This window comes from Pantoea vagans (assembly GCF_004792415.1).
Lineage (GTDB): Bacteria > Pseudomonadota > Gammaproteobacteria > Enterobacterales > Enterobacteriaceae > Pantoea > Pantoea vagans.
In genome coordinates, this window is record NZ_CP038853.1 from 2658126 (window position 1) to 2678456 (window position 20331).

At 54.8% G+C, this 20331-nt stretch carries 15 protein-coding genes; 8 read left to right on the forward strand and 7 right to left on the reverse strand.

Going from position 1 to position 20331, the window contains the following annotated elements:
* Positions 1-8 precede the first annotated feature (8 nt).
* The gene (locus EGO56_RS12620) at positions 9-1925 is read right to left on the reverse strand and encodes an ABC transporter ATP-binding protein (RefSeq protein ID WP_135909477.1); all 1917 of its coding nucleotides are present in this window, start codon (positions 1923-1925) and stop codon (positions 9-11) included.
* A 6-nt stretch (positions 1926-1931) separates the two neighbouring features.
* Positions 1932-4046: a bifunctional 23S rRNA (guanine(2069)-N(7))-methyltransferase RlmK/23S rRNA (guanine(2445)-N(2))-methyltransferase RlmL gene (rlmKL, locus tag EGO56_RS12625; RefSeq protein ID WP_033782537.1), complete on the reverse strand. Its 2115-nt coding sequence runs from the start codon at positions 4044-4046 to the stop codon at positions 1932-1934.
* A 110-nt stretch (positions 4047-4156) separates the two neighbouring features.
* Between rlmKL and EGO56_RS12630 the strand changes: the two genes are divergently transcribed.
* A complete protein-coding gene (locus EGO56_RS12630; protein WP_135909479.1) occupies positions 4157-5266 on the forward strand; it encodes a YcbX family protein in 1110 nt (369 codons plus the stop codon).
* Here the strand turns inward: EGO56_RS12630 and EGO56_RS12635 are convergent, their stop codons facing one another.
* The 4 genes from EGO56_RS12635 to EGO56_RS12650 all read right to left on the reverse strand — a co-directional run bounded on the left by EGO56_RS12635 (position 5267) and on the right by EGO56_RS12650 (position 9488).
* On the reverse strand, positions 5267-5806 hold the full coding sequence (locus tag EGO56_RS12635) for a cell division protein ZapC (RefSeq protein ID WP_013357345.1): 540 nt from the start codon (positions 5804-5806) through the stop codon (positions 5267-5269).
* Between the two features lie 153 nt (positions 5807-5959).
* Positions 5960-6970, reverse strand: coding sequence for a quinone-dependent dihydroorotate dehydrogenase (pyrD, locus tag EGO56_RS12640; RefSeq protein WP_135909481.1), 1011 nt, complete (start codon positions 6968-6970; stop codon positions 5960-5962).
* Positions 6971-7104: 134 nt separating this feature from the next.
* On the reverse strand, positions 7105-8406 hold the full coding sequence (locus EGO56_RS12645; protein WP_135909483.1) for a flippase: 1302 nt from the start codon (positions 8404-8406) through the stop codon (positions 7105-7107).
* A gap of 101 nt (positions 8407-8507) precedes the next feature.
* On the reverse strand, positions 8508-9488 hold the full coding sequence (locus EGO56_RS12650) for a glycosyltransferase family 2 protein (protein ID WP_135909485.1): 981 nt from the start codon (positions 9486-9488) through the stop codon (positions 8508-8510).
* 750 nt (positions 9489-10238) lie between these two features.
* On the opposite strand from EGO56_RS12650, the gene ssuE reads away from it, so the two are divergent.
* From ssuE to ssuB, 5 genes are read left to right on the forward strand one after another with little or no spacing between them, the layout of a single operon-like run.
* Entirely contained in the window at positions 10239-10790 is a 552-nt protein-coding gene (gene ssuE, locus EGO56_RS12655) for an NADPH-dependent FMN reductase (RefSeq protein ID WP_135910579.1), read from the forward strand.
* An 11-nt stretch (positions 10791-10801) separates the two neighbouring features.
* A complete protein-coding gene (locus EGO56_RS12660; protein WP_095707432.1) occupies positions 10802-11755 on the forward strand; it encodes a sulfonate ABC transporter substrate-binding protein in 954 nt (317 codons plus the stop codon).
* A gap of 9 nt (positions 11756-11764) precedes the next feature.
* On the forward strand, positions 11765-12913 hold the full coding sequence (gene ssuD / locus EGO56_RS12665; protein ID WP_013357338.1) for an FMNH2-dependent alkanesulfonate monooxygenase: 1149 nt from the start codon (positions 11765-11767) through the stop codon (positions 12911-12913).
* Positions 12914-12923: 10 nt separating this feature from the next.
* Positions 12924-13715, forward strand: coding sequence for an aliphatic sulfonate ABC transporter permease SsuC (gene ssuC, locus EGO56_RS12670; RefSeq protein WP_135910580.1), 792 nt, complete (start codon positions 12924-12926; stop codon positions 13713-13715).
* Positions 13712-14500, forward strand: coding sequence for an aliphatic sulfonates ABC transporter ATP-binding protein (ssuB, locus tag EGO56_RS12675; RefSeq protein WP_013357336.1), 789 nt, complete (start codon positions 13712-13714; stop codon positions 14498-14500). The genes ssuC and ssuB overlap by 4 nt, the downstream gene beginning before the upstream one ends.
* Positions 14501-14535: 35 nt before the next feature.
* On the opposite strand, the gene pepN is transcribed toward ssuB, so the two are convergent.
* Positions 14536-17151: an aminopeptidase N gene (gene pepN / locus EGO56_RS12680; protein WP_135909487.1), complete on the reverse strand. Its 2616-nt coding sequence runs from the start codon at positions 17149-17151 to the stop codon at positions 14536-14538.
* 246 nt (positions 17152-17397) lie between these two features.
* Between pepN and pncB the strand changes: the two genes are divergently transcribed.
* Entirely contained in the window at positions 17398-18603 is a 1206-nt protein-coding gene (gene pncB / locus EGO56_RS12685; RefSeq protein ID WP_135909489.1) for a nicotinate phosphoribosyltransferase, read from the forward strand.
* Between the two features lie 156 nt (positions 18604-18759).
* A complete protein-coding gene (gene asnS / locus EGO56_RS12690) occupies positions 18760-20160 on the forward strand; it encodes an asparagine--tRNA ligase (protein ID WP_013357333.1) in 1401 nt (466 codons plus the stop codon).
* Positions 20161-20331 lie beyond the last annotated feature (171 nt).

The following is a 20331-nucleotide window of genomic DNA, read 5'->3' on the forward strand; positions in this document are numbered from 1 at the left end:
GCCCTGCCCTACGCGCCGTTTTTCAGTGACTCAAGCTCTTCCCAGCGCGCAAAAGCGGTTTCCAGCTCCTGCTCAGCCTGCGCCAGATTATCCAGCACCGGTTGCGTCTGATCGTGTGCCTGACTGAAGAAGTCCGGGTGACTCATCTTCGCCTGCAGTTCACCGATGCGCGCTTCCAGCTGCTCCAGTTTTTGCGGCAGCTGTTCCAGCTCACGCGCCAGATTGTAGCTGAGCTTATTCACGTTACGCTTCGCTTCACTCTTATCGGCGGCTGGCTTCGCGCTATTCGCTGTCGCTTTAGCCGGTGAAGCAGACCTGTGCTGCCGGTAGGCGGCGCGCTGCTGCTGCGCATCGTGATAACCGCCCACAAAGGTACCGATTTCGCCGCTGCCTTCAAAAATCCAGCACTCGGTGACGGTATTGTCGACGAACTGACGATCGTGGCTCACCAGTAACACAGTGCCCTGATAACCATCGATCAGCTCTTCCAGCAGTTCCAGCGTTTCGACGTCGAGGTCGTTGGTTGGTTCATCCAGAATCATCAGGTTGCTGGGACGCAGGAACAGGCGCGCCAGCAGCAGACGGTTACGTTCCCCGCCGGAAAGCGCACGCACCGGCGTCATCGCACGTTTTGGATGGAACAGGAAGTCCTGCAGATAGCCCAGCACGTGGCGCGGTTTGCCGTTGACCAGCACTTCCTGCTTGCCTTCAGCCAGGTTGTCCATCACGGTACGATCCGGATCCAGTTCAGCGCGATGCTGGTCAAAGTAAGCGACTTCCAGCTTGGTACCGGAATGCACGCGGCCGTGATCGGCTTTCAGCTGCTGCAGCATCAGACGCAGTAAGGTCGTTTTACCGCAACCGTTCGGCCCGATCAGCGCAATTTTATCGCCACGCTGAACCTGGGTTGAGAAATCCTTCACCAGCGTTTTGCCGCCCACCGCGTAGTCAACATTTTCCAGCTCAAACACAATCTTGCCGGAACGGGACGCTTCGCCCACCTGCATGTTGGCTTTGCCCATGACTTCACGACGTTCTGAGTGTTCGCGACGCAGCGCTTTCAGCGCGCGCACACGACCTTCATTACGGGTGCGGCGGGCTTTGATGCCCTGACGGATCCACACCTCTTCCTGCGCCAGCTTGCGGTCAAATTCGGCGTTCTGCATCTCTTCAACGCGCAGCGCTTCCTCTTTGCCTTCCAGATAAAGATCGTAGTTGCCCGGCCAGGAGACCAGCTTGCCACGGTCAAGATCGACAATACGCGTCGCCATGTTGCGGATAAACGAACGGTCATGCGAAATAAAGACGATGCTACCGCTGAAGTTTTTCAGGAAGGTTTCCAGCCAGTCGATCGTTTCGATATCGAGGTGGTTGGTTGGCTCATCCAGCATCAGCACACGCGGGTTACTCACCAGCGCACGGCCCAGCGCCGCTTTACGCAGCCAGCCGCCAGAGAGCGACGACAGCTCGGTATCGGGCTGCAGACCAATCTGTTCCAGCACGTCATGGATGCGGCTTTCCAGCTGCCAGAGGTTCTGATGGTCGAGAATGCTCTGCAGTCGCGCCATCTCATTGAGGTTTTTATCGCTGGGATCTTCCATCACCACATGGGAAATGGCGTGATAGGCTTTCAGATGCTCAGCCTGCTCTTCAACGCCCTCAGCCACGAAGTCGTAGACCGAACCGGTAATATTGCGCGGCGGATCCTGTTGCAGACGCGCCACCACCAGGTCAGTTTCATAAATGATGCGACCATCATCCAGTGGCTGTTCGCCATTGATGATTTTCATCAGCGTGGATTTACCCGCTCCGTTACGGCCCACCAGACAGACGCGTTCGTTCTCTTCGATGTGCAGCTCGGTATTGTCTAACAGCGGCGCATCGCTGAAGGAGAGATAAGCGCCGTGGATACTGATTAATGACATGTAATCTTATTCCTTACCGGCATGAGTGATCAGCCAGCAGTTGTGAATCTGACGGTTACGCGCGAAGTCCTGCGACTGCGTTTTCTGGGTAATATCCTGCGCCTGCAGGCCCAGTGCTTTCAGACCATCCATGTCCATTTTGAAACCACGTTTGTTATTGGAGAACATGATGGTGCCGCCGCGACGCAGCAGGCGCTTCAGGTTACGCATCAGCATCATATGATCGCGCTGAACGTCAAAGCTCTCTTCCATACGTTTTGAGTTGGAGAAGGTTGGCGGATCGATAAAGATCAGGTCAAAATTCTCATCACTCTCATTCAGCCAGCTCAGGCAATCCGCCTGCATCAGGCGGTGCTGACGCCCGGTCAGTCCGTTAAGACGCAGGTTGCGCTCCGCCCACTCCAGATAGGTACGCGACATATCTACCGTGGTGGTCGAACGCGCACCGCCCAGACCGGCGTGCACACTGGCGGTGCCGGTATAGGCAAACAGGTTCAGGAAATCTTTGCCCTGACTCATCTGACCGAGCATTTTACGGGCAATGCGGTGATCGAGGAACAGGCCGGTGTCGAGATAGTCGGTCAGGTTCACCCAGAAACGCGCATTAAACTCTTTAACTTCGAAATAGTCGCCCTTCTCGCTGAGCTTCTGATACTGCGCTTTGCCTTTCTGGCGCTCACGCGTTTTCATAATCAGACGGTCAGCAGGCAGTTGCAGTACGCTCAGTGTCGCGCTGATAACATCGAACAGGCGCTGACGCGCTTTATTCGGATCGATGGTTTTCGGTGGCGCGTACTCCTGAATAATGACCCAGTCACCATAGCGATCGACAGCAACGTTGTAGTCTGGCAGATCGGCGTCATAAATGCGGTAGCATTCAATGCCTTCCTGACGTGCCCACTTCTCCAGCTTCTTCACATTTTTGCGCAGACGGTTTGCGTAATCTTCCGCAATCTGTCCGGCGCTTTCATGACTGTTAACCGCCAGCTGATAGTTTTTCTGCACGCAATCCAGCGGACCGTTCTTCGCTTTGAACTGGCGATCGGCTCGCAGTTGCAGGCAGCTCAGCAGTTCAGGCGAGGCGCTGAACAGCGACAGGTTCCAGCCGCCAAAATGCTGCTTCATCAGACGTCCGAGCTGGCTGTGCAGCGCAATCAGCGCCGGCTCGCTCTCCAGACGTTCACCGTACGGCGGGTTACTCAGCACTGTGCCGTGAACCGCCGGATCGAGCGGATTGGTCAGTTGCAGCAGGTCCTGTTGCGCAAACGTAAAGAGTTCAAAGACGCCAGCACGACGGGCATTCGCCTGCGCCCACTCCAGCACCCGGCCATTGTTGTCATAACCAAAAAAGCGCGCCTGAGTCGCCGCCGTGCCCGCGCGGGCACGGTTCTGCGCTTCGGTTTTCACGTCCTGCCACAGCGCAGCATCAAACTTGTTCCAGGCAGTAAAGCCCCAGTGCTTACGCAGCAGGCCCGGTGCCCGATCGCAGGCAATCAGCGCCGCTTCAATCAGCAGCGTACCTGAACCACACATCGGGTCGATCAGCGGCGTGGTCGGCTCCCAGCCAGAACGCAGCACAATTGCCGCCGCCAGCGTCTCTTTTAACGGAGCCTGGCCGGTCTGCTGGCGATAGCCGCGCTGATGCAGTGAGGTGCCGCTGAGATCCAGCGCAATGCTGGCGCGATCGTCATTCAGCCAGACGTTAACACGGATATCCGCCTGCTCACGATCGACATTCGGCCGTTCAAGATTCTGACGGGTAAAGCTGTCCACGATGGCATCTTTGACTTTCAGCGCGCCGAACTGGCTGTTACGAATCGAATCGTTGGTCCCGCTGAAATGCACGACGAACGTTTTGTCGCTGCCGAACATCGACGGCCAGTCCACGCTCTGTACACCCAGATAGAGATCGAGATCGCTGTAGACGCCAAACTCTCCCAGCGGCAACAGGATGCGTGATGCTAAACGACTCCACATCAGGCTTTGGTACATGGCGCGATCGTCGGCTTCGTAGTGAACGCCTCCCTGCACCACTTGCAAATCCTGCGCGCCCAGCGCGTCCAGCTCACTTTTTAACAGCTCTTCGAGCCCACGCGCCGTGCTGGCAAACAGAGAATTCATATCGTCACTTTTTAACTCTTGAGAAAATTGTCGCGCATTATAGCGAATCGGAGACCTATGTCATAAAGTTAGCTTCTTTTGTGTCGCGCGTCGGGTTCAAGGAGAACACCATGATCACGCTTTCCCGCTTATTTATTCATCCTGTGAAGTCAATGCGGGGATTAGCGTTGTCACATGCGCTGGTCACTGACAGCGGACTGGCATTTGATCGGCTGTTTATGGTGACCGAACCTGATGGCACCTTTATTACTGCACGTCAGCACCCGGAGATGGTGCGCTTTACGCCCGCGATCCTGCCGGATGGCCTGCTGCTGGCCGCGCCGGATGGCAGCCAGTCCCTGATCCGCTTCAGCGATTTTAGTGAGCAGGATCATCCCACCGAAGTCTGGGGCAACCACTTTACTGCGCGCATTGCGCCCCAGCCGATTAATCAGTGGCTGAGTCAGTTCTTCCCGCGTGAGGTTCAGTTGCGCTGGATCGGGCCGCAACCGACTCGCCGGGTCAAAAAGTTTGATCATATTCCGCTGAGCTTTGCCGATGGCTTTCCGTTTTTGCTAATCAACAACGCGTCGCTGCACGATCTGCAACAGCGCTGCCCGGCCAGCATCCGTGCCGAACAGTTTCGTCCGAACCTGATCGTCAGCGGCGCGACCGCCTGGGATGAGGATAGCTGGGCAGAGATTCAGATTGGCGACGTCATCTTTGAGGCTCCCAAGCCATGCAGTCGCTGTGTGCTAACCACGGTCAGCACCGAGACCGGACTTAAGCATCCCACCGGTCATCCGCTGGCGACGCTGCAGACTTTCCGCACTGCTCAGGATGGCAGTGGTGACATCGATTTCGGTCTGAACTTAGTGGCGCGTAACAGTGGCGTGGTGCGTGCGGGTGATGAAATGATCGTCCTGAAACGTCATGCGCCGCGCAGCTATGGTGCCGGCGAAGTGGTCGAAACGCTGAAACCACAGCAACAGGCACCGGATGCTGTGACCATCACATTTCAGGGCAAGACCTTTACCGGGGATAATCAGCAGATATTACTGGATCAGCTGGAGATGCAGGGCTTTCGCATCCCTTACTCCTGTCGGGCAGGTCTGTGTGGTAGCTGCAAGCTGAGTCTGGTAGCCGGTGAAGTAAAAGCGCTTAAACAGAGTGCCCTGCGTCAGGACGGCACCCTCTTAAGCTGCAGCTGTATTCCGGCAGGTGATATAGAAGTGAAGTAATCAGACCGCGCGGGCGTAGTGCGCGACATCCTGGTACCAGGGCTGCAGGCGGTCGTTCATCACCTTAATGGCATCGCCGAGCACCATATTTTTACCGGCCAGGGTTAAACCTGGCTGCGCCAGCAGGCAAAGCGCCGCATTATTACCACTCTCAACCACCAGCAGACGTGCCAGCGTCCCCTCTTCGGCCAGCGTAACCTGTACCATTTCACCGGGACGGGGCTGCATTGCCGGAGCATGCGAGGTGAAATGCCAGCTTTTCGGCATCAGGGGTTTAAGAAAGCGCGCGGCGACCAGCGCATTCAGCACCAGCTCAGCACGATGGCTGCCACTGAGTTTGCACTGACGACAGGTCTCTTCAAAGGTGTAATACAGAGCGGCATCATCGACACAGAAACCCGATTCAGTGAACGCGTCCGGCGTGAGCATTTTGCGGGAAAAGCGGGAACGGAAAAGCATCCCGTCAGCCAGGTCGAGCATCATTCGGTCGTGGCTGCTATCAAAATACCAGCGCCAGTTATCATCGGGTTTAATTTTCATCGTGTGCCCTGTATTTACCGCTGCGCCAAAAATCGCGCAGAATTCAGCGAAAAAAGAAACATAAGGAAAAGCTGAAAAAGCGTGCAACAGGACAAAATATAAACGAGCCGAGGGGATAAATAAACCCCCCAGCTAATCATTGTGAGAATTGTCTTAGAGATGCGTGACGATATCTTTAATTAATCCTGGCCCCTGATAAATAAAGCCTGAATAAATCTGAACCAGCGTTGCACCTGCGGCGATTTTTTCACGCGCGGCGGTCAGAGAATCGATGCCGCCAACGCCGATAATGGGAAGGCGCCCCTGCAGCTCCTGAGAGAGGCGCTGGATCACCGCCGTACTGCGCGACTGCACTGGCCGTCCACTCAATCCACCCGCTTCTTCAGCATGCTTAAGGCCGCTTACCAGCGAACGATCGAGCGTAGTATTACTGGCAATGACGCCATCAATCTGATGACGAATCAAACTGTCCGCGACCTGAATTAACTCATCTTCAGAGAGATCGGGCGCAATTTTTACGGCCAGCGGAACATATTTCAGATGACGCTTTTCCAGCTCTTTTTGTTTCTGTTTGATGGAGGAGAGCAAATCATCCAGCGCTTCACCATATTGCAGTGAACGCAAACCTGGCGTGTTGGGTGAGGAAATATTGATGGCGACATAACCGGCATGGGCATAAACCTTTTCCATGCAAATCAGATAATCTTCTTTGCCCTGCTCAACCGGCGTATCTTTATTTTTACCGATATTGATCCCGAGCACGCCGTTAAAACGCGCTTTTTTTACATTCTCAACCAGGTGGTCAACACCGAGATTATTAAATCCCATCCGGTTGATAATGCCGCCCGCTTCCACCAGACGAAACATCCGCGGCTTGTCATTACCTGCCTGGGCGCGCGGCGTGACGGTGCCGACTTCAACAAAACCAAAGCCCATCGCCGCAAACGCATCAATGCACTCTGCGTTCTTATCCAGACCCGCAGCCAGGCCCAGGGCATTCTTAAAGGTCAGTCCCATGCAGGTGACCGGACGCGACGGCAGATTCTGGCGATAAAACAGCTCCAGCGGCGTGCCGTTCATAAAACGCAGTTGCTGAAAGGTGAGTTCGTGCGCGCGTTCGGGGTCGAGTTTAAACAGCGCCGGTCGGACGATAGGATAAAACATGCACTCTCCTGAAGGACGGAAGCAATCGTGAAAGTCGGTGCACGGGAAAATGTGCGCCAGAATGGTAAAGTGCTCTGGCGCAAAAGTAAATCGAACGGCGGGGATGCAGAAAACTATATGAAAATGCTTTGATCTTAAACGGCGGAATCGTTTACGGGCTGGTTTTTCACCTCGGAAGGAAACAGATACTCCCGCAGAATGCCGTGACGCTGCATGATGCCAAAGATACCGAGACAGACAAACGCTTCAGCCCCTACCATCGACCATGCGGCACCGATAGCACCAAACTTCCAGGCCAGGAAACAGCACAGCGGCACGTTTATCACGCCAGCGGCCATCATGACCCACATACGCTGACGCGCCAGACCGTGCGGGATCAGAATCTGTAATCCAGCCGGATAGGCAATGTTGCCAAACAGGAAGCAGAGCACAAAGACGCGCAGCACATCCGCCGACGGAATAAAGTCTTTACCCAGTAAAATAGAGACCACCAGGTCAGCAAAGAACCAGGTAAAGATGACAATCGACAGACTCAGGGAAAACGACAGCAGCAGGCTTTTGCGCGTCGCCGCAATGGCGGCACGTTTATCCCGACCAAACAGGTGGCTGACGCGCGGGAAGAAAGCGCTGCCGATCTGCTCGGGTACTGAGTTAGCCGCTTTACGCAGACGATCCGCACCGTTGTAGATCCCGACCATGTAGGTAGAGGTAAAGGAGGCCAGGATCACCACGTTGACACTGTTAAACAGATTGGCACCCGCGATAGCAATAAACACATCCATGCTGTCGGTGATGCGCTGTTTGATTTCGCTCGGTTCAAAGCGGTAACGACCAATGACTTTCATCTCCAGCACAAACTTCAACGTAATCGCTGCGCTGATGATGGAGACAGTGCCAGGGATCAGCGCCGCCAGCCAGGTATCCTGCGGAGATTTCACCAGCAAAAAGGTTAGTGGAATGGCACAGAAGTTACCGAAGGTGGCGATCATCGCCGTTTTACCCAGCTTCTCAAAGCCCTGCATCAGCCAGCCGAATGAAAACAGCGAGCCTATCAGCGTGGTGCAGTTCGCCAGGATGATAAAGAACAGCGGATGCCAGGCGGGATTAAACCAGGTCGCCGTCAGTAACGTGCCACTGGTTACCACCAGCAGCATCAGCTTGGCGTTAAAGGTTGACCAGAAGAGCTGACTGACGCGTTCCTTGTCATCACGATGGTGAGCAATGTCTTTGGTGGTAAAGACGTTGAATCCCCAGTCAGAGATGGTGCTGCAATAGAGCACGCAGGCGATGGCCAGCGCCAGCGTACCCATCTGCTCTACACCCAGAACGCGGGCAAGATAGGGCAGCGTGGCCAGCGGAAACAAAAACGATGCGCCGCGGTAGGCCAGCAGCGAGAAAATATTAATAACCAGACTTTTATCGAGTACTTTTGCCATGACGCAACAACCTTATACACATTGCATGTCTCACCTTCTCATTTCGCTAAGGCATAAACAATATCGCTTCACATTTTTCAGAATCAGGCTGCTTTTCAGAATCAGGCGGCACCCCTGAGCTCTTTTTTAACCTTGTAATGCTGCAATGCAATAAACAGCTCCGGTCGGTTGAACAATAGCCACTCTTTAATATTTTCTGTTTTAACGTTACGTCCCATAAAGCGGATAGCGTTAATGACATATTCCGGCACAGGCGTCCCGTTATAAAGTGATAAATAGATCATCAGGCGAAAAGATTGCAGTAAATAAGCTTTCTCCAGCGCGCTACGCCAGTCTGATTTAGGTAATGAACTGACTAACGTGTTGTAAGCGTGCATAAAGGCATCATAGCGCTGATAGAAAAACTCATTTCCTTTGGTACTGTTAGTCAGTGAACCGCTGCGGATTCGCTGTTTATAATAGACCTGGCGACTGACCCAGGCATGCTGACACTTCATAAAGACAGAAAGCGTAAAATTGTGGTCTTCATGAACACGGCGTACAAAGCGTAATTTGTGCTGTTCAATCACGCTTTTTCGCAGTACATAATTCCAGACGGCAGAGGTATAGCGCCCATTACGTAACAGGCGCAAAAAGACTTCCTGCGGTTTTTGCTGGCCAAAGTGATCATGTCTGACTTTGGGTGAGGTCACATCGATGTGGCCATCTTCATAGACGCAGGAGTTAAAGCAGAAGAGATCGGTTTCAGGATGCTTTTCCGCCACCATGGCCAGCTCAGTAACCAGCCCGTCCACCACTACATCATCCGGGTCACAGAAGAAGAGAAACTGACCCTGAGCCAGTGCGATACCGGTATCCCGCGCATTACCGAGGCCGCCATTTTCAATGGTAATCACTTTTACCTGAGAAAGATGCGCATAATTCTGTTCAATTAAGGCTAATGTTCCGTCGGTGGATCCATCATTCACAATGATTATTTCATTGGGCGCTTTAACCTGACGTAATAATGAATCGACGCACTCCACAATATATTTCTCTACATTGTAGGTTGGAATAATCACTGATAATAAGGTGTCAGACATAGGCAATTCTCTGCTGTTAGAAAATGACAATACGATTCACCTGCCAGATGCAGGGACTGACCAGAGGTGAAACGTCGAAAAGAGTAATACGCTACTATTATGATGGCTTTGATTTAGCCTGATTATCTTAAACCGGTTATGCAAAAAAAGACCAGTTGTAAAAATTATCTTAACGTTTCACCTGATTATCACTGTTAAAAAAAGTGCATCTATAGCCCGCTGTAATGTTAAAACCGTTGAGGAATGATTTAAATTACCCCCACCAGGCAGGCGTAACCAGAATGAGGAATATGTAAGCGAACATCTGAAACCGTGAATAACTTCAGCATTCCTTCATTTTTATTACAGTTTACGCTCTGCAATTAATCCTAATATCATGCCGGAACACCACTGAAACAGGCTGATGTCAGGCTGCTTTACCATCCGGTTTCAGGCTGCCGCTGCGCTTCAACACGGTTTCAGCCACAAACAGAATGGTTAAGCAATCAGAAGAAAGATAGTTTTTTCCACCACGCGTCCTGTTTTAACCCGCTTGCATCACTGCTCTTAATGAATGGTTTCACTGCTCGCCTTTATTTTAAGAATTATCGGAAGCGATGTTTTCATTATCTGCCACAGGTACGTCTATTTGCAGTTTTTACCCTTGCTTTGCCGGATAAATCATTTAAGCCCACTCCCCTGCTCTGACAGTATGAAGGCATAAGTTCTCAACTTTTGATAATCAATAACTTTTAGTTATAAGGAGTGATGATGCGAGTTATTACGCTGGCAGGCAGCCCACGATTTCCCTCCCGCTCAACCTCATTGCTGACGCTGTGTCAGCACAAGCTGGAGGCACGTGGCATTGAAGTCATTCCCTGGAATATTCACAACTTTCAGCCTGACGATCTGATTAATGCGCGCTTTGATGCGCCCGCGCTGCTGGCCCTGCGTGACGACCTGGCCTCGGCTGATGGCCTGATTGTGGCGACACCGATTTACAAAGCGTCGTTTTCGGGCGCGCTTAAGACTCTGCTCGACCTGCTGCCTGAGCGCGCACTGGAGCACAAAGTTGTGTTGCCACTCGCCAGCGGCGGCAGTGTCGGGCATATGCTGGCGCTGGACTATGCGCTGAAGCCGGTTCTCAACGCTTTAAAAGCACAGGAAATTCTGCATGGGATCTACGCCGAAGACAGCCAGGTCACGCATTACGATCGCCAGCCTGTACTGGAAGATTCACTGGCAGAGCGTCTTGATGAAGCCGTCTCCGCATTCTGGCTGGCGCTGACCCGTCATCACCATCCCGTTGCGCAGGCAGTATAAGGAAGCGATCGATGAAGCAGAGATTAGGAAAGTGGCTGGTGGCAGGACTGTTACTGGCTGGCCTTCAGGTACAGGCCGCTGAATCGGATCCGGCTGAGATTCGCATCGGCTATCAGAAAGGTTCAGTCAGCATGGTGCTGGCGAAGTCACATCAGTTGCTGGAGAAGCGTTTTCCCCATACTCACATTAAGTGGATCGAGTTCCCGGCTGGCCCGCAAATGCTGGAAGCGCTGAACATCAACAGCATTGACCTCGGCAGTACCGGTGATCTTCCGCCGCTGTTTGCCCAGGCCGCAGGCGCCGATCTGCTCTATGTCGGTTCGGAGCCGCCAAAACCGAAATCCGAAGTGATTCTGGTGCCGAAAAACAGCGCTCTGAAACAGGTTGCCGATCTGAAAGGCAAAAAAGTCGCTTTCCAGAAAGGTTCCAGCTCACACAATTTACTGCTGCGCGCCTTACAGCAGGCGGGCCTTACATTTAAAGACATCACACCCGTCTATCTGACGCCAGCCGATGCGCGCGCCGCCTTCCAGCAGGGTGACGTGGATGCCTGGGCAATCTGGGATCCCTACTACTCTTCGGTACTGCTGCAGGGTAATTCACGCCTGCTGATTGATGGCAGCTCACTGAACCTGACCGGATCCTTCTATCTGGCGACGCGCAGCTATGCCGAAGCCCACGGCGCGTTTATCCAGCAGGTGCTCGACACCTTCAGCAGTGCCGACGCGCTGACTATCAGCCAGCCTCAGCAGAGCACCACGCTTCTGGCGCAGGCAATGGGCCTGCCTGAACCGGTTATTGCCAGCTATCTCAGCCATCGTCCGCCCACCCGGATTTCGCCGGTCAGTGCTGAAACCGCAGCCGCACAGCAGCGTACCGCTGACCTGTTTTATGCCAATCATCTGTTGCCAGTCAAAGTGACGATCCAGGATCGCATCTGGCAACCGCATACCGTAACGCAGTAAGGAGCAATAATGAGCGTATCCATTTTCTGGTTCCTGCCGACGCATGGCGACGGCCACTATCTTGGCACCGCCGAAGGCGCGCGCCCGGTTGATCACGCCTACTTACAACAGGTGGCGCAAGCCGCTGACCGTCTCGGCTTTGGTGGTGTATTAATCCCAACCGGCCGCTCCTGTGAAGATGCCTGGCTGGTTGCCGCCTCGCTGATTCCGGTGACGCAGCGCCTGCGCTTCCTTGTGGCGCTGCGTCCTGGCGTGATTTCACCGACTCAGGCGGCGCGTCAGGCTGCTACCCTGGATCGCCTCTCCAACGGCCGCGCGCTGTTCAATCTGGTGACCGGCGGCGATCCGGAAGAGCTGGCGGGCGATGGGGTGTTCCTGGATCACCGTGAACGTTACGCAGAATCTGCCGAGTTCACCCGCGTCTGGCGTCGGGTACTGGAAGGTGAAACCGTCGACTACGAAGGCAAGCACGTGAAGGTTCGCGGCGCACGTCTGATGTTTAAGCCGGTGCAGCAGCCTCGCCCACCGCTCTGGTTTGGTGGCTCTTCTGAACCGGCTCAGGAACTGGCGGCCGAACAGGTCGATGTTTACCTCACCTGGGGCGAACCGCCTGCTCAGGTTCGGGAAAAGATTGAACAGGTGCGTGCAAAAGCGGCCGCGCAGGGACGTACGGTGCGGTTTGGTATCCGTTTGCATGTGATTGTGCGCGAAACGAATGAAGAAGCCTGGCAGGCCGCCGACCGGCTGATTGCCAATGTGGATGACGCCACTATCGCGAAGGCACAGGCCGCGTTCCAGCGGGCCGATTCTGTGGGTCAGCGCCGGATGGCTGCGCTGCACGGTGGTCGCCGCGACAAACTCGAAATCAGCCCGAATCTGTGGGCAGGTGTGGGTCTGGTACGCAGTGGAGCCGGAACCGCGCTGGTCGGCGATGGTCCGACCGTGGCCGCACGCATCAAAGAGTATGAAGCGCTGGGCATCGAGACCTTTATTCTGTCGGGTTATCCGCATCTGGAAGAGGCTTATCGTGTTGGCGAACTGCTGTTCCCGCATCTTGATCTACAGGTGCCACTGGTGCCTCAGCCGCGCGTGGTTCAGGCGCATGGTGAAGCGGTAGCCAACGATTTTACCCCTGAGAAAAAAGTCGCCCGGGGCTGAGGAGAGCATGATGGCCAGAACCCGAAAACGCCTTGCTGATACGCTGGTGCCGTGGCTATTGCCGACGCTGCTTGTTGTGGTGTGGCAGATTGCTTCGCAAACCGGCTGGTTATCGAACCGTATTCTGCCCGCGCCGGAGAAAATTGTGACCACCTTCTGGCAGCTGACTGCCAGCGGTGAACTCTGGCAGCATCTGGCGATAAGCAGCTGGCGGGCGCTGATCGGCTTCAGCATTGGCGGTTCTATCGGCCTGATACTTGGGCTGATCACCGGCACCTCAAAAACCGGTGAACGCCTGCTGGATACGTCGGTGCAGATGCTGCGCAATGTGCCACATCTGGCGCTGATCCCGCTGGTGATCCTCTGGTTCGGAATCGACGAGTCCGCCAAAATCTTTCTGGTGGCGCTGGGCACGCTGTTCCCGATCTATCTGAATACCTATCACGGCATCCGCAATATCGATCGCGGGCTGGTTGAGATGGCGCGCAGCTATGGCCTCTCCGGCTGGAGTCTGTTTATCCAGGTGATCCTGCCCGGCGCACTGCCAAATATTATGGTCGGCGTGCGTTTTGCGCTCGGTCTGATGTGGCTGACGCTGATTGTTGCTGAAACCATCTCCGCCAACGCGGGCATCGGCTATCTGGCAATGAACGCGCGTGAATTCCTGCAGACCGATGTGGTGGTGGTCGCCATCATTCTCTATGCCCTGCTCGGCAAACTGGCGGATGTCGCCGCGTTGTTACTGGAACGCGTCTGGCTGCGCTGGCACCCCGCTTACCAACTGAAGGTGGAGAACGCATGAGCCAGACTCTCTCACCCGCCCGCCTTAACACCGGCACGCCGGTTGGCGTTAACGGCGTCAGCAAACAGTATGGCAGTCGTACCATTCTCAATAAGATCGACCTGCATATTCCTTCAGGTCAGTTTGTAGCGGTAGTGGGTCGCAGCGGCTGCGGCAAAAGCACTCTGTTGCGCCTGCTGGCCGGACTGGAACAAAGCTCCAGCGGTGAACTGCTGGCAGGCAATGCGCCGCTGCAGTCGGCGCGCGACGATACCCGCCTGATGTTTCAGGATGCGCGACTGCTGCCGTGGAAAAAAGTCATTGATAACGTCGGGCTGGGCCTGCGCGGACGCGAATGGCGCAGCGCGGCGATGGATGCCCTGACGGCGGTGGGACTGGCCGATCGCGCCAATGAGTGGCCGGCTGCACTTTCTGGTGGGCAGAAACAGCGTGTGGCGCTGGCAAGAGCGCTGATTCATCGGCCCGGCTTACTGCTGCTGGATGAACCACTGGGGGCGCTGGATGCCCTGACCCGCATTGAAATGCAGGGATTGATTGAGTCACTGTGGCAGCAACATCACTTTACCGTTCTGCTGGTCACGCATGATGTCAGTGAAGCGGTCGTGATGGCGGATCGCGTGTTGTTGATCGAAGAGGGTGAGATCGGTCTGGATCTGCTGGTAGATCTGCCGCGACCACGGCGTCGTGGATCGGCGCGGCTGGCCGAGCTGGAAGCGGAGGTGCTGGATCGGGTAATGCAGCGTACGGAACGACCGCAGCCGGTACGTTACGCGCAGCAGCGCTGAAAAAGGGAGCGTCTCAGACGCTCCCTTTTTTAGTATCAGGCGTTCAGTGCCCGGGTAATTTTTTCGTAGAGGTCGCCAGAGAGTTTATCCAGCTCCAGCAGTTGCTCCAGCGCCTGACGCATCATCGCCTGACGGCCTTCGTCATAACGTTTCAGACGAATCAGCGGCTCCACCATTCGTGCCGCAACCTGCGGATTGCGCGTATTCAGATCGATGAGCATCTCCACCAGGAACTTGTAGCCGCTGCCATCTTTAGCATGGAACGCGGCCGGGTTAGCCGAGGCAAAAGCCCCCACCAGCGAGCGAACGCGGTTTGGATTGCTCATAGTGAAGGAGCGATGATTCAGCAGCTGACGCACGTTGCGCATCACGTTGGCAGCCGGACTGGTTGCCTGCAGCACAAACCATTTGTCCATCACCAGACCATCCTGATGCCAGCGCTCATCGTAAGCCGCCAGCAGCGCATCGCGGCACGGTAACTGAGCCGCCACAGCAGCGGAAAGCGCCGCCAGCGCATCCGTCATGTTGGTTGCCTGGTGATACTGCGTCTGCACCAGTTTGTCCGCCAGCTGTGCATCACTGAAGGCAAGATAGGTCAGGCAGACATTTTTCAGGCTGCGCTGACCAATCGCGTCATGCTCCACACGGTATTCAGGCTGCTGATTGGCGTTGTAGATCGCAAAGAACTCATCGGCCAGTTCGCGTGCCAGTGTGCGTTGCAGGGCGTCACGCACCAGCGCAATCGCCTGCGGATCGATAGTGTCAAACAGCTCGGCAATCTCATTTTCTGACGGCAGCGTCAGGATCAGCGCGGTCAGGGCCGGGTCACAGTCGGTATCGAGCAGCACCGCGCGGAAAGCATCGGCAACATGCAGCGGCAGCGACAGATGCTGGCCCTGCTGATAGCGGGCAACGTTCAGGCGGATATAGGTCGCCAGCAGGCTCTGAGCCGCATCCCAGCGGGAGAAGTCGTTGCGTGCATGACGCATCAGGAAGGTGAGCTGAGCATCACTCCATTTGTAGTCGAGCTTCACCGGCGCAGAGAATTCACGCAGCAGCGACGGCACCGGCTGGAAGTAGACATTATCGAAAATAAAGGTCTGGAACTCTTCGGTGACATTCAGCACATGATGCACCGGATGGCCGTTATTCTGCAGCGGGATCACCTTCCCTTCACCGTCATACAGCTCAATATCCAGCGGGATATGCAGCGGCAGTTTCTCTTTCTGATCGGCAGTCGCTGGGGTGTGCTGCGTGACGTGCAGCGTGTACTGCTCAAGTTCCGGATTGTAATCGTCGCGCACCGTCAGTACCGGCGTACCTGACTGGCTGTACCAGCGGCGGAACTGCGACAGATCGACATTTGAGGCATCTTCCATCGCCTGAACAAAGTCATCACAGGTTGCAGCGCTGCCGTCGTGACGGTCAAAATAGAGCTTCATGCCCTTCTGGAAGTTCTCTTCACCCAGCAGGGTGTGCATCATGCGGATGACTTCTGACCCTTTTTCATACACCGTCAGGGTGTAGAAATTATTCATTTCGATAACCTGATCCGGACGGATCGGGTGCGCCATCGGGCTGGCATCTTCGGCGAACTGCGCGCCGCGCACGATACGCACGTTATCGATGCGGTTCACCGCACGTGAACCCAGATCGGAGCTGAACTCCTGATCGCGGAACACTGTCAGTCCCTCTTTCAGGCTGAGCTGGAACCAGTCGCGGCAGGTCACGCGGTTACCGGTCCAGTTGTGGAAATATTCGTGACCGATAACCGCCTCAATGCCGAGGTAATCTTTGTCGGTCGCCGTTTCCGCTTTCGCCAGCACATATTTGGCGTTGAAGACGTTAAGACCTTTGTTCTCCATCGCCCCCATGTTGAAGAAGTCCACGGCTACGATCATAAAGATGTCGAGGTCATACTCCAGGCCGAAACGCTCTTCATCCCACTTCATGCTGTTTTTCAGCGAGGTCATCGCCCAGTCGGCGCGATCGAGGTTACCGCGGTCAACGAAGATCTCCAGCGCCACATCACGTCCTGAACGGGTGGTGAAGCTGTCGCGCAGCACGTCGAAATCGCCCGCCACCAGCGCAAACAGGTAGCAGGGTTTCGGGAACGGATCTTCCCACTTCACCCAGCTGCGGCCCTGCTCATCCCGGCCGCTGTCAATGCGGTTTCCGTTGGAGAGCAGATACGGATAACGCTCACCATCGGCATAAATGGTAGTGGTAAAGCGCGCCAGCACGTCAGGGCGATCGAGATACCAGGTAATATGACGGAAGCCTTCAGCCTCACATTGGGTGCAGAGCGCCTCGCCCGATTTGTACAGCCCTTCCAGCGCGGTGTTCTGATCCGGATGAATCACATTGATGATTTTCAGGGTGAAGCTGTCCGGCAGCTGGCTGATAACCAGTACGCCCTCTTCTTCACGGAAGGCCGTCCAAGGTTGCCCGTCGACCTCCAGCGCAATCAGCGTTAACGCTTCGCCGTCAAGTCGCAGCTCAGCCTGGCTGTCGCCCACGCGTTTAACCTGGCTGATGGCCGTTACACGGGTCGTCGACGCATCCAGTTCAAAAGTTAAATCGATATCGGTGATGGTGTAATCGGGCGCACGGTAGTCGTGGCGATACTTGATTTGGGGCTGTTGCGTCATATTGCGTCTCGCGTCGTTGTTATAAGTTTACCGGCAAAGTCTAAGCTTGTTACTACAAGCTTGCCACGCACAATGCACCTAAAGGGTGAAATGGCTACACTTTGTTAACAAAGGCACAGATTGGCCTCGACCCGCCCGACTGAAATATGCTGTGATTGGCTTCAGATAGTGAATTATACTTTTGCGTCTTTATGACTGTGTACAACACCGGGCACTGTGCCACCGAACAGGATGCTGAAACGCGCCATGACAGGACATGCTTCCCCGATACTGACCTCCCTGCTGGATACGGACGCCTATAAGCTCCATATGCAGCAGGCCGTTTTCCACCGCTATCATGACGTAACGGTGGCGGCGGAGTTTCGCTGCCGCGGCGACGAACTGCTGGGTCTCTACGCTGACGAAATTCGTGAAGCGATTACTGCCATGCAACACCTGGCGCTGACTGATGATGAAGCGACCTGGTTATCCCGCCTTCCCTTTTTCCAGCAGGACTACCTCAGCTGGTTGCGCCAGTTCCGCTATAACCCGGAGCAGGTTGAGGTGCGCAATCATCATGGCAAACTGGAGCTTCGTATCCAGGGGCCGTGGCGGGAGGTGATCCTGTGGGAGGTGCCGCTACTGGCGCTGATCAGTGAGATTGTGCATCGTCATCGCACGCCGCAGGTCACCACCCAGCAGGCGATTGACCATCTGCATCAGAAACTGGGCGACTTTAAGACGCAGGTAGCTGACTTCGATATGTCGCGCTTCCGCCTGATGGATTTCGGCACCCGCCGCCGCTATTCGCAGGATGTGCAGCAGTCGATTGTCTCCACGCTGAAGCAGGATTTTCCGTGGCTGATTGGCACCAGTAACTATGATCTGGCGCGCCGTCTGTCACTGACGCCGGTCGGCACGCAGGCACATGAGTGGTTCCAGGCCTTCCAGCAGATCAGCCCGGTTCTCGCCAACAGTCAGCGTGCTGCGCTGCAGGCGTGGCTGGACGAGTATGACGACCAGCTGGGTATCGCGCTGACCGACTGCATCGCCATGGATGCGTTCCTGCGCGATTTCGGTCCGGTGTTTGCCCGCCGCTATCAGGGACTGCGTCACGACTCCGGCGATCCGGTTGAATGGGGCGAGAAAGCCCTCGCCCACTATCAGAAGCTGGGTATCGATCCGCAAAGTAAACACCTGGTCTTTTCTGACAACTTAAATCTCGACAAAGCACTGGCGCTTTATCGCCACTTTGGTCAGCGGACGAATGTGGTGTTCGGCATCGGTACGCGTCTAACTTGCGATATTCCGGGCGTAACGCCTCTGAACATCGTTATCAAGCTGGTGCAGTGCAACGGCAAGCCGGTAGCGAAACTTTCAGACAGCCCGGGCAAAACCATCTGCCAGGATAAAGCCTTTGTCAGGGCCCTGCGTAAAGCCTTTGATCTGCCGCTGGTGAAAAAAGCGAGTTAAACCTCTTTTTATCGGGGCGTTGATGCGCCCCGCCTCTGCTGTAATAAATCCGCTTTCCCCCTGAATTTTGCTTGTTTCCTGAAGACTCACAAGTAACATAGCAAAACCCCGGATGGGGCAAATTTTAACTCACTTCTTCTATATAGAGAGATATTTATGAGCGTAGTGCCTGTAGCGGACGTACTGCACGGTCGCGTCGCGGTTGACAGTGAAGTCACCGTACGTGGTTGGGTGCGTACCCGAAGAGATTCCAAAGCCGGTCTTTCCTTCATCGCTGTCTATGACGGCTCCTGCTTTAATCCCGTTCAGGCTGTCGTCAATAATTCTCTGAATAATTATCAGGATGAAGTGCTGCGTCTGACCACGGGCTGTTCCGTTATCGTCACCGGGAAAGTGGTGGCATCGCCAGGTCAGGGCCAGGCGTTTGAAATTCAGGCGACCAGCCTGGAAGTCGTCGGCTGGGTGGAAGATCCGGACAGCTACCCGATGGCGGCAAAACGCCACAGCATCGAGTATCTGCGCGAAGTCGCTCACCTGCGTCCACGCACTAACCTGATTGGCGCGGTCGCCCGCGTTCGCCATACTCTGGCGCAGGCGCTGCATCGCTTCTTCCATGAAAATGGCTATTTCTGGGTTTCCACTCCGCTGATCACCGCCTCGGATACCGAAGGTGCTGGCGAGATGTTCCGTGTCTCGACGCTGGATATGGAAAACCTGCCGCGTAACGATCAGGGCAAAGTCGACTTCAGCGAAGATTTCTTTGGCAAAGAAGCCTTCCTGACCGTTTCCGGTCAGCTGAACGGCGAAACCTACGCCAGCGCCCTGTCGAAGATCTACACCTTTGGTCCGACGTTCCGCGCAGAAAACTCCAACACCAGCCGCCATCTGGCTGAATTCTGGATGCTGGAGCCGGAAATTGCGTTTGCGTCACTGGATGATGCGGCTGCACTGGCAGAAGCGATGCTGAAGTATGTGTTCAACGCAGTGCTGGAAGAGCGCGCCGATGACATGGCGTTCTTCGCTGAGCGCGTGGATAAAGACGCGGTTGAGCGCCTGCAGCGTTTCATCACCACCGATTTTGCCCAGGTTGACTATACCGATGCGGTTGAAATCCTGATGAACTGCGGTCAGACCTTCGAGAACCCGGTTTCCTGGGGTATCGATCTCTCCTCTGAACACGAACGCTACCTGGCAGAGCAGCACTTCAAAGCGCCAGTAGTGGTGAAAAACTATCCGAAAGACATCAAAGCGTTCTATATGCGCCTGAACGAGGATGGCAAAACCGTGGCGGCAATGGATGTTCTGGCGCCAGGCATTGGTGAAATCATTGGCGGTTCACAGCGTGAAGAGCGTCTCGATGTGCTGGATGCACGTCTGGAAGAGATGGGTCTGAACAAAGAAGATTACTGGTGGTATCGTGACCTGCGTCGCTACGGTACCGTGCCACATTCTGGCTTTGGCCTGGGCTTTGAACGTTTAATCGCCTATGTGACTGGCGTGCAGAATGTCAGGGACGTAATCCCCTTCCCACGCACGCCACGCAATGCAAGCTTCTAAAATTCGGCATTAAATATAAGAAATTCATATATATAAAGAGGTCGGCACTGCCGGCCTTTTTTTATTTTTGTAAATTTTGAGTTCTCTCACAAAGTTCCGTATTTTTTACATTTTGTAATACATATTTTCCTTTAGAAACCAGATTACGAGTTTAGTAGCATTTAAGCGCTA